Genomic DNA, 11,701 nt, shown 5'->3' on the forward strand with positions numbered 1-11,701 from the left:
CGAAACAAACACTAACTGGCGACAGACAAGTAATATCGCAATCGGGCCAAAATCACATGGGCAGTAATTATTACGGCGAGAAGCGCCTGACGGACGAGATGCCAGTCATCGTGTCCGCGCAGCACGCCGACCACAACACCGACCGCACCACGCACACCCACCATCACCCGGAGGGGCAGCTGTACATCCCGCTGCAGGGCGTGATCGTGGTCGAGGCCGGCGACGTGCGCCAGGTGCTGCCGCGTGGCCGGCTGGGCTGGATACCGCCCAATATGCCGCACGGCGCCAGCGCCCACGCCAACACCTTCAAGCCCGGCCTGGCCGGCTACACCATCCACCTGGCGCCCTCCCTGTGCGCCGACCTGCCGGCGCAGTCGCGCGTGATGCGCATGTCGCCGCTGGCGGTGTCGCTGCTGGAGCGCATGTGCTCCTGGCCCCAGGGCATGCCGGCCGACGCCGCCGGACGGCGCCTGCTGACGGTATTCCTGGACGAGATCCGCACCGCCGACGAGGAACCGCTGCACCTGACCATGCCGCGCCATCCGCGCCTGCAGGCGATGGCGGCGGCCATCGCCGACCATCCGGCCGATGAAACCGACCTCGACGAATGGGCCGCCAGGTTGGGCTGGTCGCGCCGCACCCTGACCCGCCACTTCCGCGACCAGACCGGCATGTCGCTGGTCGAATGGCGCCAGGTGGCGCGGCTGCAAAAAGGCATGGAGCTGCTCAACGGCGGCGCCTCGGTGACGACCGTGGCGCTGAGCCTGGGCTACGACAGCGTCAGCAGCTTCATCGCCCTGTTCCGCCGCATCCTGGGCGTCACGCCGGCGCGCTTCGCCCAGTTCGACACCTGATCAGGCCGGCGTGCCGATGATCACGCTGGAGGCCTTGAAGATGGCGGTCGCCTCCATGCCCACATGCAGTTCCAGCGTGTCGCCGCTGTCGCGCGTGACGATGGCGGCGATGGTGCCGCCGCCCGGCAGTTCGATGCTGACCTCGGTGTTGACCGCGCCCACCTGCACCCGCGTGACCGTGCCGGTCAGGCGGTTGCGCGCCGAGAAGCGGGCGCCAGCCATCTGCGTCACCACGATCACCGACGACGCCTTGACCAGCGCGAAGGCCTCCGCGCCTTCCACCAGGCTCAGGCTGTCGCTGCTGTCGCGCGTGATGGTGGCGACGATGTGCTGGCCGCCGACAATTTCCAGCGTCACCTCATCGTTCACCGCGCCCTCCTTGAGCGTCACCACCTTGCCGCTGAACTGGTTGCGCGCGCTGGTCTTCATCTTCATCCTTTGTATCAACAGAAAATCATCCGCCAGCGCGTGCGACTGGCTGCTCAAGTGCGCCACGAACTGGCGATGCGCTTCGTCGATTTTACGGAAATTTTCCACAAGCTGCGCGCCACGCGAAGTCAGCCGTGTGCCGCCCCCGCCCTTGCCGCCGGCCAGGCGCTCCAGCAGCGGCTCGCCGGCCAGGTTGTTCATCGCCTCGATGGCGTCCCACGCGCCCTTGTAGCTCATGCCGACCGCCTTGGCGGCGGCCGTGATCGAACCGTGTTCGGCGATGGCCGCCAGCAGCGCCATCCGGTCCTGCCCGCCCAGCTTCTGGCCGCCGACGGTCAGCCACACATTGCCTTGCAAGGCCATTGCTTGTTCTTCAGGCTTCGCTTGTTCTTCAGGCTTCATTACGCTCCACGAGGTCCAGATTCTTGATTTCGGCCATGCTACCATTTTCCATCCGCAGCACATGGTCGCCGAAGGCGCGCACATCCTCGGGATCGTGCGTAATCAGCAGCATCGGAATGCCGAGCCGGCGTTGCAGCGCGTCCAGCTCGGCGCGCATGCGCTGGCGCAGGCCGGGATCCAGCGCCGCGAACGGCTCGTCCAGCAACAGCGCCCGCGGTTCCGGCGCCAGCGCGCGCGCCAGCGCCACCCGCTGCCGCTGGCCGCCGGACAGCTGGTGCGGCAACTGGTGCGCCACATGCTCCAGCTCGAACGCTTGCAGCCAGTAGCGCACCGCCTCGCCGTCCACCCGCGCCAGCGGATTGCGCCAGCCGCGCTGCAGGCCGAAGGCGATGTTCTGCCGCACGTTCAGGTGCGGGAACAGCGCGTAATCCTGGAACAGATAGGCCAGCTGGCGCCGCTGCGCCGACACGTCGATGCCGCCGCCGCTGTCGAACAGGCGGCGGCCCGCCACCTCGATGTGACCGCGGTCGGGCGTGCTCAGGCCGGCCACCGCCTTCAGCAGCAGACTCTTGCCCGCGCCCGACGGCCCGTAGATCACGATGCGCTGGCTGCTCGACGTCAACTGCGCGCGCAGCTCGAAGGTCCGGGAGCCGGAGCGCAGGGTCTTGCCGATGTCGATGTTGATTTGCATGCTCAAGCCTGCGGGTTGCGGTTAGGCGTCAATTTGTTCGCCGCGATCAGCACCACGATACAGACCACGGAGGTGATGATCACCAGCAGGTTGGCGCTGTCGTCCTGCCCCGCCTGCACGGCTTCGTACACGGCGATCGACAGCGTCTGCGTCTTGCCGGGGATGCTGCCGGCCACCATCAGCGTCGCGCCGAACTCGCCCATCGAGCGCGCGAAAGCCAGCAAGGCGCCGCCCAGCACGCCGCGCCAGGCCAGCGGCAGCGTCACGCGCAGGAACACGCCGAACGGCGGGATGCCCAGCACCCTGGCGGCCTGCTCCAGTTGCGTGTCGACCGTCTCGAACGCCGCCCGCGCGCCCTTGAGCACCAGCGGGAACGCCACCACGGCCGCCGCGATCACCGCCGCCTGCCAGGTGAAGATCAGGTTGATGCCGAAGGTGCGCTGCAGCCACGCGCCGATCACGCCGTGGCGGCCGATCACCACCAGCAGATAGTAGCCCAGCACGGTCGGCGGCATCACCATCGGCAGCGTCAGCAGCGCGTCCAGCAGCTCGCGTCCCGGGAAGCGCTTGCGCGCCAGCAGATAGCCCAGCGCCACGCCGAACAGCAGGTCCAGCAACGTCGCCCAGCACGCCACCTTCAGCGACAGGCGCAGCGCGATCCATGCCGGTTCGGCGAGAAAACCGTTGATCACGTTACGGCCGGCCGAAACCGTACTTGGCCAGTATCGCCTGGCCGGACGACGACAGCACATAATCGGCGAACTTGCGGCCGGCCGCCGCCTGCGGCCCGGCCGCGATCACCGCGATCGGATAGCTGACCGGGGTGTCGGTCGGCACGGTGGCGACCACCTTGACCTTGTCCTTCATCACAGCCGCATCGGTGGCGTAGACAAAGCCGGCATCGACCTCGCCGCGCGCCACGTAGTCCAGGCTCTGGCGCACCGAGGCGCCGTAGATGGCCTTGGGTTCGACGGCGGCCCACAGCTTGGCCTGCTCCAGCGCGTGCTTGGTGTAGCGGCCCACCGGCACGCTGGCCGGATTGCCCATCGTCACGCGCGCGACGCCGGCCTGCTGCAAATCGGCGATGCCCTTGATCGGCAGCGTGGCGGCCAGCGGCGTGATCAGCACCAGGCTGTTGCTGGCGAAGTTCTTGCGGCTGGCCGGGGCCAGCAGTTTCAGCGTGTCGGCCTTGTCCATCGCATCCTGGTCGGCCGAGGCGAACACGTCAACCGGCGCGCCCTTGGCGATCTGCTGCACCAGCGGATCGGAGGCGGCAAAGTTGAACAGCACCTTGTCGCCCGCGTGCTCCTTCTCGTAGGCGGCGCCGATTTCCTTGAAGGCATTGGTCAGGCTGGCCGCGGCCGATACCGTGATCTCCGCCGCCGACGCGCCCGTCGCCGCCAACATCAACACCACCCCAAGTTTCAACGCACGCATCGATTTTTCCTTTAAGTAATGAATCGCAATAAACTCGATTATATAGCGATAGTTTAATTCCGACACTACGCACAAGGAACTAGGAATGCTATCCTGAAAAATTATTTAAAAACCATGATTGCATCCCATGCTCTTTAAAGCACTGCTTGCCCTGTTCGCGGTGGGCATATTGGCCGCGCTGCTATCGCCCTTGGCGCAGCTGCGCACTGGCAAGCTCGACGCCGCCGGCGCCATGACGGCGCGACGCCACCTGAGCCTGAGTGGCCTGGTCGTGGCCATCGCGGTGGCGGCGGTTTCGGGATTTTCGTTTGCAGGTCACGCCGCCAATGTAATAGCCATCGCCCTCGCGCTGATCGCGGCCGGCGTGCTGGTGCTCTATTCCTTCGGCACCCTTCCGGGTGTTGTGGGCATCGCCACCGGGCTCGTGGCCGGCGTCGCATGGCTGCTGGCCTTACTCTTCTGCGCCATGAGCCTGGCATTCGGCAATTCACCGGTCACGGTGGCACTCGGTGACGGCATGTACTGCAGCGAAAGCGTGTATGGCTTCGTGACCGGCGACTCCGGCGAGGAAACGGATCTCTACCAGCGCTACCTGATCATCGACCACACGGTTTATCATCAGATACACTCGGACATCTATCCCAACGAACCCCGGCCTGAGCGCGCCAGGTTCGCCAGCGAGCTCGCACGCTGCCAGGCCGGGATCAACCTGGTCTACGCCGCCGGCGCGCATCCGGGCTAGCCGTGCGAGAGAAATTGGAGTCAATATGAACGCTGCTTGTGTTCCAAAGTTTTCGGACTTCCCGCCCGGAACTCAATTCATGATCAAGGAATTCGACATCCCGCTGGCGAAAATCCCGCTGGATGGCAAGACCCAGTGGGTGAACTGGTTTGGCGGCGTGCCCAGCGCTTGCGATGTCACGCGGCTGCGCGTGGACAACAACTGGCCGGCACAGTCGTTCGACGAATGGGCCAGCCTCGTCGCCGCGTCCATGCGTCAACAGCTCGGCTAGCTGTGCGACAAGATGTTGAGCAGCCGCCCGAACGGATCGCGCACAAATAAGCGCCGCACGCCCCACGGCTCGCTGACCGGGCCGTACTCCAGCGGCACGCGGGCGGCGACCAGGCGCCGGTGGGCTTCATCCAGGTCGTCGACCTCGATCGACAGGTCCGGCACCGGCGTGCCCGAGCCGCCCTCGGACGCAAAGCTGATCTGCGGCGCAGCCTCGCCCTCGCCCGCCAGCGTCACGATCCAGCCGTGGTCCATCACCACCGACAGGCCCAGCACGCCGCCATAAAATGCCTTGGCCGCCTCGGTGTCCGCCGTGGCGATGTTGGTCACTATCCTTGTTACCCGCATGCTTCACTCCTTCCATTGATGGGGAGGACCGCCAGCTGTGGTACATTCACGCCTCGATTCTTTCCAGCCGTGCCACAACATGTCCTCCCTGAAGTACCTCAGCGCCTATTCCGAACAAACCCAGCAGCAGGTATCGCAACTCCTGGCCCAGAACCGGCTGGGCGAAGTGCTGCTCAAGCGCTACAGCAAGGCGCACGAGCTGCGCACCGACAAGGCACTGTACCAGTACGTGCAGGATTTGAAAAATGAACATTTGCGCAACGCCGAGCCGATCAACAAGGTCGAGTACGACAGCAAGATCCACGTGATCAATCACGCGCTGGGTTTGCACACGTCCATCTCGCGCGTCCAGGGTGGCAAGCTCAAGGCCAAGCACGAAATCCGCGTGGCGACGCTGTTCAAGGAAGTGCCGATCGAATTCCTGCGGATGATCGCCGTGCACGAGCTGGCGCACATCAAGGAGAAGCAGCACGACAAGGCCTTCTACAAGCTGTGCACGTACATGGAACCGAACTACCACCAGTACGAGTTCGACCTGCGGCTTTACCTCACCGAGCTGGACCAGTCGGGCAAGCGGCTTTGGAGTTCGCCGACTTAAGCCCTCAGCAGTTGCAGCAGGGCTGGCGCTTCCGGCGCGGACATCATCAGCGCCGCATGTTGCGGACGGATAAAACCCTGCGCGCTGGCATGCTCGATGAAGCCGGTCAGGCCATCGTAAAAGCCGTCCACGTTCAGCAGCCCGATCGGCTTGGCGTGGATGCCCAGCTGCGACCAGGTCAGCATCTCGAACAATTCCTCCAGCGTGCCCATGCCGCCCGGCATGGCGATGAAGCCGTCGGCCAGCTTGGCCATCATGGCTTTGCGCTCGTGCATGTCCTTGACGATGAACTGGCGCGTCAGGCCGGTATGGCCCACTTCGCGCTCGACCAGCGCGGTCGGGATCACGCCCGTCACCTCGCCGCCCAGGCGCAACACCTCGTCGGCGATCACACCCATCAGGCCCACCTTGCCGCCGCCGTAGACCAGCGACAGGTTGTTCTCCACCAAGGCACGGCCCAGCGCGCGGGCCGCCTCGGCGTACACAGGATTCACACCGGCGTTGGCGCCGCAATACACGCAGATTGCTTTCACTACAGTTTTTCCTCTTCGAGTTCTCGTTTTGCCGCGTCCGAATCGAGCCGTTCCATCGCATCGCGGATGGGGCAGCGGGCGGCCTCTTCGCACAGGCCGATCGCTTCCGCCTGCTTCCTCTTACCTTCCAACATCAGCATCGCGCGCGCATAACGGACGCGGGCAATGGCCGACTCCGGCGTCAGCGACAGCGCGATCTGAAACTGTTTATAACATTCTTCCTTTTTCACGCCATAGGTCAGGCCGCCGATCATGGCACCCACCTTGTCGAGGATCTCGGCGTGGTACACGCCCAGCGCGATATGCGCGTCGGCGCGCTGCGGCGTCAGGCGGATCGCCGTGTCCAGGCTGTTGCGCACCTTGGCGCCCAGGCCCTGCGCTAGCGCCTTGACCACCGAGATGCCTTGCGAATACTGGCCCAGCGCATAGGCGTGCCAGTAAAAGCCGGACGAATTGCCCGGCTGTTCCAGCTGCTGCCGCTCGCAGCGCTCGGCCACGCATTCGAAGGTGGCGAGTTTTTTCTGCGGGCTGCGCTCCAGGTAGTGCGCGTAAATGCAGATGGCCTTGTGCGCCACCGAGTAGCCGCTCACGCCGACATCCAGCCCCAGCCGCGCGGCCCGTTCGAACTCGCCGGCATGGAAGGCGATCCACGCCTGCACCAGCAGCGGATGGGTCGGGAACGGCTCCTGGTCGCCGCTGTGCAGCAATGGCCAGGCCGCCTCCAGGCTGGCGGGCGTGTACTGGTATGCAGGGTCGGGATACGGAAAGAGGTTCCACGCCATGACAGTCTCCGTCAGCTTTACTTGAGCTTTTTCAGGTATTCTTCGGACAGTTTCTGGAACAGCAAACTGGTTTCGTTGCGCAGATACGGCCCGATCTGCGACAGCACCTGATAGCAGCCACGCGCGAGCGCATCGGCCATCGACTGCTGCTCGCTGTACTTGCGCGGATTGCGCACGTATTCGTACGACAGCCAATAGGTCGCCACCACCACCATGTTGGTGGCCATGGCGTCGATGGCGGTGTCGGAGGCTTCCAGCGATTTTTCGCTGCGCAGGTCTTCGCACAGCTGCTTGGCGACCTTGATCTTGTGCGCCAGGATCTGCTTGAAGTGCAGCTCCAGCTTGCGGTTGCGCGACAGCAGGTCGTTGAGGTCGCGGTAGAAGAAGCGGTAGCGCCAGATCAGTTCGAACATCAGGTGCAGGTACAGCCACACGTCCTCGATGTTGGAGCGGCGCCCGTTGGGCACGGTCAGGATGCGCTCGATCTCGGCCTCGAACTGCACGAAGATCGAGTTGACGATGTCGTCCTTGTTGCGGAAATGGTAGTACAGATTCCCCGGCGAGATGTTCATCTCTTCGGCGATCACCGTGGTGGTGATGTTCGGCTCGCCGAATTCATTAAACAAGCGCAGCGACAGTTCGAGTATGCGTTCGCGGGTACGGCGGGGTGCTTTTTGTAGCATAGCAAGGAAACCTCTGTTTATTCTCCTGCAAGCATAACACCGATGTCACTATCTTAGAAACATCCGCACGTGCTTTTACGCGCATATGCCGGCTCGATGCCGAAAGATGCGGCGATCCGCCGCCGAACGGCGGCTAATTCGCTGCTATTTCGCGCTGGTTTTGGCCCGTGTGCGCGCGGCCGGCTTGGCCTTGGCCGGCGCGGCGGCGGTTTTTTTGGCGGTGGGCTTGACGGCGGGCTTGGCCGGCGCCTTCGCTGCCGCCTTGACCACGGCGGCCTTCTTGGCCGGGGCCGGCGCGCCGCCCAGCGCGATCACCTGGCGGGTCAGTTCGTCGACACGCTGGGTCAGCGCCTCGACCTCCTTGGCGGTCGGCACGCCGATCGAGCTCAGCGCGCGCAGCACGCGTTCCTCGAACAGCTGCATGGAAAAGAACTTGCCCTCCTCTTCCTGCGCCTTGGCGAAGGCACTCAAGCCGGCCTGCCAGATTTCCTGCGACGACATGCGGACCACTTCAGCCGTTTGCTGATCGTCATGCCGCTTCAACTTCTTTGCCATGTGAACTTCCCGAATTTGCATTGCCGATATTTTATTGTAGTCGGCAAAACTAGAGAAGGTTTTCTAATGCTCGGGAAGAAACGCCAGCCACTTGCGCTGGATTTTCTGCAGGCTGCCATCGTGCTTGAGCTCGCGCAGCGCGCCGGCCCAGGCTTTGACCAGCTCCTTGGACGTGCCGCTGGAAAAAGCGAAATACACCTCGGCCGTGCCGAGCCGCAGCGCCACCTCGACTTCGTCGGGCCGGTGTCCCGCCCGCTCCATGGCGCCGGGCATCAGCTCCTCGCCGTCGAACCACAGGTCGAAGCGCCGGCTCATCAGCATTTTGGCGGCGATCTCGGAGGTATTGGTTTCGTCGGTCAGGTTGAAGCCCAGGCCGCGCGCCGTGTTGGCGAAGATGCTGCCGCGCCGCGCGCCCGCGTGCAACTTGTACAGGCCGGGATCATGGCGCCGCAGTTCGGCCAGCCGGCCCTTGATGGCGTAGGCCACCACGCGCGACGTGAAGATCGGCCCGACAAACTGCATCTGCCGCTCGCGCTCCGGGGTGCGCACCACGGTCAGCAACAGCACGTTGGGACCGGCCTCGGCCAGCGACTGCGCCCGCGCCCACGGCACGATGTCGATGGCGTCGTGGCGGCCCAGCTTGTCCTGGATGCGGTGCGCCAGCTCGACCGCCAGCCCGGCCGGCTGGCCAGCGTCGGCATAGCTGACCGGTTTGCTGTCCATGCCGTAGATCTTCAGCGCGGGCGCGCCCGGCGCGGCCGACGCCAGGCCGGCGCACAGCAGCAACAGGAACCAACAGGGCATCACGCGCATCACCAACCTCGAACTCGGCCATCGACAAGGCCGATATTAAGCCAGTTTCATGTTTTCGCGCCAGTGCCCGAAAACCTGCGGGCCTACTCCTTGACGTCCTCGACGACCTGCTGCGCCTGCCGCAGCGGCGGGCCGCCATGCACTTGCGCGTGCAGGCGGAAGCCTTCGCGGATGTTCTCGCGCAGCACCGCGCCCTTCCACGGCTTGGTGTAGAAGCGGTCGATGGCGCCGTGGTTGATGGCGGCCATGATCGGCGTCAGGTCGGCGTAGGCCGACAGCATAATGCGGAAGGTGTCCGGCGCCAGGTTCTTGACCCGCTCCATGAACTCGGTGCCGCTCATCAGCGGCATGCACTGGTCGCACAGGATCACCTGCACCCGGTTCTGCGCCAGCACGTCGAAGCCCTCGGCCGCGGTCTGCGCGGTCAGGATGCGGTAGCCGTCCTGCGACAGGAAATCGGTCAGCACGTCGAGCATGAAGGCGTCGTCGTCGACGATCAGCAAGGTCTGCTGCTCGACCACGTTTTCCTCGGCCGGCGTCTGCAGGAAGCGGCCCTCGCGCAGCATCTGCTCGAACTCGTCCTCAGGCAGCGGACGGCTGAAGTAGTAGCCCTGCATTTCGTCGCAGCCGTGGCGGCGCAGGTAGGCCAGCTGCGCGTCCTTCTCCACGCCCTCGGCAATCACCTCCAGCTTCATGCTGTGCGCCATGTTGATGATGGCCAGCACAATGGCGGCGTCGTCCGGGTTGCTGGTCACCTCGCGCACGAAGGCGATGTCGATCTTCAGCTTGTCGATCGGGAAGCGCTTCAAATAGGCCAGCGAGGAATAGCCGGTGCCGAAGTCGTCGATCGAGATCTTGATGCCCAGCGCCTTCAGGTTCTGCAGCACGGTGATGGTCTCTTCGGCGTTGGACATCAGCGAGCTCTCGGTCAGCTCCAGCTCCAGCAGCTCGGGCGCGATGTCGTGCTTCTTGATGGCCTTGAGCACCTCCTCCTCCAGCCCGCCGACGAAGAACTGGATGCCCGAGACGTTGACCGACAGGTGCACCGCGCCCACGCCCGACCTGCCCCACAGCGCGATCTTGCGGCAGGCCTCGTGCAGCACCCAGGTGCCGACCCGCACGATCAGCCCGGTCTCCTCGAGGATGGGGATGAACAGCGCCGGCGACACCATGCCGTGGCCGGGCCGCCGCCAGCGGATCAGCGCCTCGGCGCCGCTGATGCGGCCGGTGCCGATGTGCACCTTGGGCTGGAAGTGCAGCACGAATTCCTCGTTGTCGATGGCGCGCCGCAGCGCGTTCTCCAGGTCCAGCCGCGCCAGCGACTGCGCGTTCATCTCCGAGGTGAAGAAGCGGAAGGCGTCGCGCCCGGCCTCCTTGGCGCGGTACATGGCGGTGTCGGCGTACTGGATCAGCGTGTCCGGGTCGGCGCCGTCGTCCGGGTAGACCGAGATGCCGATGCTGGCCGTGACCGTCACTTCGTGGCCCTTCAGGTCGAACGGCCGGCGCATCGATTCGCGGATCTTGTCGACCACGGCGATGGCGTTCTGCGCGCCCTCGGGCAGCATCAGGATGGCGGCGAACTCGTCGCCGCCGAAGCGGCCGATGGTGTCGCGCACCCGCAGGCAGTCCACCAGCCGGCTGGAGAACTGGCGCAGCAGCTCGTCGCCGATGGTGTGGCCCAGCGTGTCGTTGACGTTCTTGAAGCGGTCGACGTCCAGGAACAGCACCGCCAGCGACCACTTGTGATCGTTGGCCTGGCGCAGCGAGTGGCTCAGCGAATCGTAGAACTGGCTGCGGTTGGGCAGGCCGGTCAGTGTGTCGAAGTGGGCCAGCTTGAGCAGGCGCTGCTCGGCCTCCTTGCGCTCGGTGATGTCGCGCGCCACCGCCACCAGGATCCAGCTGGGGCCGGAGCGCAGCGTGCGCCGCTGCACCTCGACCGACAGCGGCGAGCCGTCCTTGCGGTACAGCAGCAGCTCGGTCATGGCGCCGCTCTGGTCGCCGGACAGCAGTTTTTCGTACAGTTCCTCCAGCCGGTTCAACTCGGCGTCGCCCGGCTTGCCGGGACCGACCTTGAGGAAGTCCTCGCGCTCGTAGCCCAGCATGCGGCAGGCGGTGACGTTGACGTCGACAAAGCACATGCCGGCGCGGTCGACCAAGAAGATGGCGTCGGCGGTGGCGTCCATCGCCAGGCGGAAACGGCGCAGGTCCTCGTCCAGCCGGATGCGCGCGTTCATGTCCAGCGTCAGCTGGGCGTGGTGGCGCTTGATCTCCTCGTACAGCAGCAGGTTCTCGTAGGCCACCGAGATCTGCGCCGCCACCGTGGCGGCGACCCGCTCGTCGACCTCGGAGAAGCCGTCCGCGCCCAGCTTGTCGACCAGGTAGAGCCAGCCGTGCACGCGCTCGCGCGAGGCGATCGGCACGCCCAGGAAGGAGTGCACCGGCGGATGACTGGCCGGCAGGCCGAGGCCGGCCGGATCGCCGTCCTCCTCGCGATGCCCGCCTGGGACCGGGGGACCGGCGACGCGCTGGGCGACGCCAACCAGGACAATCATCGCCTGCTGACG

General features: G+C 65.2%; 15 protein-coding genes. 4 read left to right on the forward strand and 11 right to left on the reverse strand.

The features are described from left to right. The first annotated feature begins 56 nt into the window (after window positions 1-56). The gene (locus GTP90_RS25590; RefSeq protein WP_161086181.1) at window positions 57-854 is read left to right on the forward strand and encodes a helix-turn-helix domain-containing protein; all 798 of its coding nucleotides are present in this window, start codon (window positions 57-59) and stop codon (window positions 852-854) included. On the opposite strand, the gene GTP90_RS25595 is transcribed toward GTP90_RS25590, so the two are convergent. The 4 genes from GTP90_RS25595 to modA are packed head-to-tail and all read right to left on the reverse strand — an operon-like array spanning window position 855 to window position 3,813. Continuing rightward, window positions 855-1,685, reverse strand: a complete 831-nt coding sequence (locus GTP90_RS25595) for a TOBE domain-containing protein (protein WP_161086182.1) — start codon at window positions 1,683-1,685, stop codon at window positions 855-857. It abuts the gene before it with no gap. Continuing rightward, window positions 1,675-2,376 carry an ABC transporter ATP-binding protein gene (locus tag GTP90_RS25600; protein WP_161086183.1) on the reverse strand — a complete coding sequence of 234 codons (702 nt, stop codon included), beginning with the start codon at window positions 2,374-2,376 and terminating at the stop codon, window positions 1,675-1,677. The genes GTP90_RS25595 and GTP90_RS25600 overlap by 11 nt, the downstream gene beginning before the upstream one ends. Window positions 2,377-2,378: 2 nt before the next feature. Continuing rightward, the gene (gene modB / locus GTP90_RS25605) at window positions 2,379-3,065 is read right to left on the reverse strand and encodes a molybdate ABC transporter permease subunit (protein ID WP_161086195.1); all 687 of its coding nucleotides are present in this window, start codon (window positions 3,063-3,065) and stop codon (window positions 2,379-2,381) included. Between the two features lie 4 nt (window positions 3,066-3,069). Then, the gene (modA, locus tag GTP90_RS25610; RefSeq protein ID WP_161086184.1) at window positions 3,070-3,813 is read right to left on the reverse strand and encodes a molybdate ABC transporter substrate-binding protein; all 744 of its coding nucleotides are present in this window, start codon (window positions 3,811-3,813) and stop codon (window positions 3,070-3,072) included. A 127-nt stretch (window positions 3,814-3,940) separates the two neighbouring features. Here modA and GTP90_RS25615 point away from each other — a divergent pair, with 127 nt between their 5' ends. Both GTP90_RS25615 and GTP90_RS25620 read left to right on the forward strand, forming a co-directional pair. After that, complete coding sequence (locus GTP90_RS25615) at window positions 3,941-4,555, forward strand: hypothetical protein (protein ID WP_161086185.1); 615 nt, start codon at window positions 3,941-3,943, stop codon at window positions 4,553-4,555. A 79-nt stretch (window positions 4,556-4,634) separates the two neighbouring features. Further along, on the forward strand, window positions 4,635-4,826 hold the full coding sequence (locus GTP90_RS25620) for a hypothetical protein (RefSeq protein ID WP_254452040.1): 192 nt from the start codon (window positions 4,635-4,637) through the stop codon (window positions 4,824-4,826). Here GTP90_RS25620 and GTP90_RS25625 read toward each other — a convergent pair. After that, window positions 4,823-5,173, reverse strand: a complete 351-nt coding sequence (locus tag GTP90_RS25625; protein WP_161086187.1) for a VOC family protein — start codon at window positions 5,171-5,173, stop codon at window positions 4,823-4,825. The genes GTP90_RS25620 and GTP90_RS25625 overlap by 4 nt on opposite strands. Window positions 5,174-5,252: 79 nt before the next feature. Here GTP90_RS25625 and GTP90_RS25630 point away from each other — a divergent pair, with 79 nt between their 5' ends. Further along, window positions 5,253-5,771 (forward strand): M48 family metallopeptidase, encoded by a 519-nt coding sequence (locus tag GTP90_RS25630; protein ID WP_161086188.1) that lies wholly within the window; start codon window positions 5,253-5,255, stop codon window positions 5,769-5,771. Here GTP90_RS25630 and GTP90_RS25635 read toward each other — a convergent pair. The 6 genes from GTP90_RS25635 to GTP90_RS25660 form a co-directional block, all read right to left on the reverse strand. Further along, window positions 5,768-6,304 carry an LOG family protein gene (locus GTP90_RS25635; RefSeq protein WP_161086189.1) on the reverse strand — a complete coding sequence of 179 codons (537 nt, stop codon included), beginning with the start codon at window positions 6,302-6,304 and terminating at the stop codon, window positions 5,768-5,770. The two genes, GTP90_RS25630 and GTP90_RS25635, sit on opposite strands and share 4 nt — an antisense overlap. Beyond that, window positions 6,304-7,086 carry a hypothetical protein gene (locus GTP90_RS25640; protein ID WP_161086190.1) on the reverse strand — a complete coding sequence of 261 codons (783 nt, stop codon included), beginning with the start codon at window positions 7,084-7,086 and terminating at the stop codon, window positions 6,304-6,306. The genes GTP90_RS25635 and GTP90_RS25640 overlap by 1 nt, the downstream gene beginning before the upstream one ends. Window positions 7,087-7,103: 17 nt before the next feature. After that, window positions 7,104-7,769 carry a TetR/AcrR family transcriptional regulator gene (locus tag GTP90_RS25645; RefSeq protein WP_008446927.1) on the reverse strand — a complete coding sequence of 222 codons (666 nt, stop codon included), beginning with the start codon at window positions 7,767-7,769 and terminating at the stop codon, window positions 7,104-7,106. Between the two features lie 144 nt (window positions 7,770-7,913). After that, entirely contained in the window at window positions 7,914-8,324 is a 411-nt protein-coding gene (locus tag GTP90_RS25650; protein ID WP_161086191.1) for a phasin family protein, read from the reverse strand. Between the two features lie 63 nt (window positions 8,325-8,387). Continuing rightward, a complete protein-coding gene (locus GTP90_RS25655; protein WP_254452042.1) occupies window positions 8,388-9,128 on the reverse strand; it encodes a substrate-binding periplasmic protein in 741 nt (246 codons plus the stop codon). 92 nt (window positions 9,129-9,220) lie between these two features. After that, window positions 9,221-11,701 (reverse strand): EAL domain-containing protein (locus GTP90_RS25660; protein ID WP_254452041.1); only part of this gene is annotated, 2,481 nt, incomplete at its 5' end.

Origin of the sequence: Duganella vulcania (assembly GCF_009857655.1) — a bacterium.
Taxonomy (GTDB): domain Bacteria; phylum Pseudomonadota; class Gammaproteobacteria; order Burkholderiales; family Burkholderiaceae_D; genus Rugamonas; species Rugamonas vulcania.

Bases quoted from the DNA above. Each gene is read 5' to 3' on its own strand.
- GTP90_RS25590 (WP_161086181.1), top strand. From the start codon at position 57: ATGGGCAGTAATTATTACGGCGAGAAGCGCCTGACGGACGAGATGCCA.
- GTP90_RS25595 (WP_161086182.1), bottom strand. From the start codon at position 1,685: ATGAAGCCTGAAGAACAAGCGAAGCCTGAAGAACAAGCAATGGCCTTG.
- GTP90_RS25600 (WP_161086183.1), bottom strand. From the start codon at position 2,376: ATGCAAATCAACATCGACATCGGCAAGACCCTGCGCTCCGGCTCCCGG.
- modA (WP_161086184.1), bottom strand. From the start codon at position 3,813: ATGCGTGCGTTGAAACTTGGGGTGGTGTTGATGTTGGCGGCGACGGGC.
- GTP90_RS25615 (WP_161086185.1), top strand. From the start codon at position 3,941: ATGCTCTTTAAAGCACTGCTTGCCCTGTTCGCGGTGGGCATATTGGCC.
- GTP90_RS25620 (WP_254452040.1), top strand. From the start codon at position 4,635: ATGATCAAGGAATTCGACATCCCGCTGGCGAAAATCCCGCTGGATGGC.
- GTP90_RS25625 (WP_161086187.1), bottom strand. From the start codon at position 5,173: ATGCGGGTAACAAGGATAGTGACCAACATCGCCACGGCGGACACCGAG.
- GTP90_RS25630 (WP_161086188.1), top strand. From the start codon at position 5,253: ATGTCCTCCCTGAAGTACCTCAGCGCCTATTCCGAACAAACCCAGCAG.
- GTP90_RS25640 (WP_161086190.1), bottom strand. From the start codon at position 7,086: ATGGCGTGGAACCTCTTTCCGTATCCCGACCCTGCATACCAGTACACG.
- GTP90_RS25645 (WP_008446927.1), bottom strand. From the start codon at position 7,769: ATGCTACAAAAAGCACCCCGCCGTACCCGCGAACGCATACTCGAACTG.
- GTP90_RS25650 (WP_161086191.1), bottom strand. From the start codon at position 8,324: ATGGCAAAGAAGTTGAAGCGGCATGACGATCAGCAAACGGCTGAAGTG.
- GTP90_RS25655 (WP_254452042.1), bottom strand. From the start codon at position 9,128: ATGCCCTGTTGGTTCCTGTTGCTGCTGTGCGCCGGCCTGGCGTCGGCC.